Origin of the sequence: Aneurinibacillus aneurinilyticus ATCC 12856, from assembly GCF_000466385.1 — a bacterium.
Taxonomy (GTDB): domain Bacteria; phylum Bacillota; class Bacilli; order Aneurinibacillales; family Aneurinibacillaceae; genus Aneurinibacillus; species Aneurinibacillus aneurinilyticus.
In genome coordinates this window covers 1-959 of record NZ_KE952876.1, presented here as the reverse complement: position 1 = coordinate 959, position 959 = coordinate 1, and the positions used below count along the sequence as shown (strand labels likewise).

Below are 959 nucleotides of genomic sequence, written 5' to 3'. Positions count from 1 at the left end.
TTTCGGTGAAAATTGCTATTTTGCAAAACGCTCAGGTAAGTATTTTGTTTGAAGAGAATAAATTCCCTGTAATGACTTTTCTCGTTCTACATATGTTGAAATTACTTGTTGATACTGCCTTTTTATCTCCTCATTGTTTAATTCAGAATCCTTTATAGAACCTTGTGAATGTTCATGTGCACTATTACTTTTAACTGCTGAATTAGTAGCAGCATGTACACCTTGGGGTACAGTTAATAGGCATAGTGTGGCAATGCATAAACCATTTAGCATCTTTTTCAATAAATTCGACCCCTTTACAAATCATCTTCTAAATCTGTAACCCACTAACTTCAGCTTGATAATAGTCTCCAAACAACAGTTGAAAGTATAATTTAATCGGCACTTTAATCTTTGAATAAACAGACACTTTATCTATTTCAGAGTCACGAGGCTGACCCCATAGCCATCAAGTTAAGGTTCAAAAGCTTTCAGCTTTTGAGCCTTTTATCCATTCCCTATCTACAATCATGATTTTTCTCCATGCCAAAGAAGCCCCCGCATTATCCTTTTTAAAATTCGCTATCAACCAACCGATCAGGCATCAACTTGGCAGAGCTTCCAGCATATCTCCCTTTTTTCTTTTTGATAAAGGAGACTTCGTATTTTAAACGTAACACTCGATGAAACCAGAATCGAAATCAACGTACCGTATAAATGGCAATCTAATCGCTCTTTTTTCACTTTTTTAATTCGATGAATACGAAAAACCGACTTCCATACTTTACATAGAATTTCAATTTGCCATCGCAACGAATACAATGCAACATGATGTACTTCCATGGTTTCTCCAGGTGCCAAATCTTTTATGAAATCCTCTGCACATTTCGGCTCTTCTGTTCGCTCTTTGGTAAAGTATATTTTGACGTTATGCTTAACCCTGGAAATATAGTAACCACCTTGTTTATGAATGGATTTTA

1 protein-coding gene and 1 pseudogene are annotated in these 959 nt (G+C 35.7%); both read right to left on the bottom strand.

Translation table 11 applies throughout. The features are described from left to right. Positions 1-15: 15 nt before the first annotated feature. On the bottom strand, positions 16-282 hold the full coding sequence (locus HMPREF0083_RS20740; protein ID WP_040304192.1) for a hypothetical protein: 267 nt from the start codon (positions 280-282) through the stop codon (positions 16-18). Positions 283-606: 324 nt separating this feature from the next. After that, positions 607-959: pseudogene (locus HMPREF0083_RS20735) on the bottom strand (transposase); the annotation flags it as partial.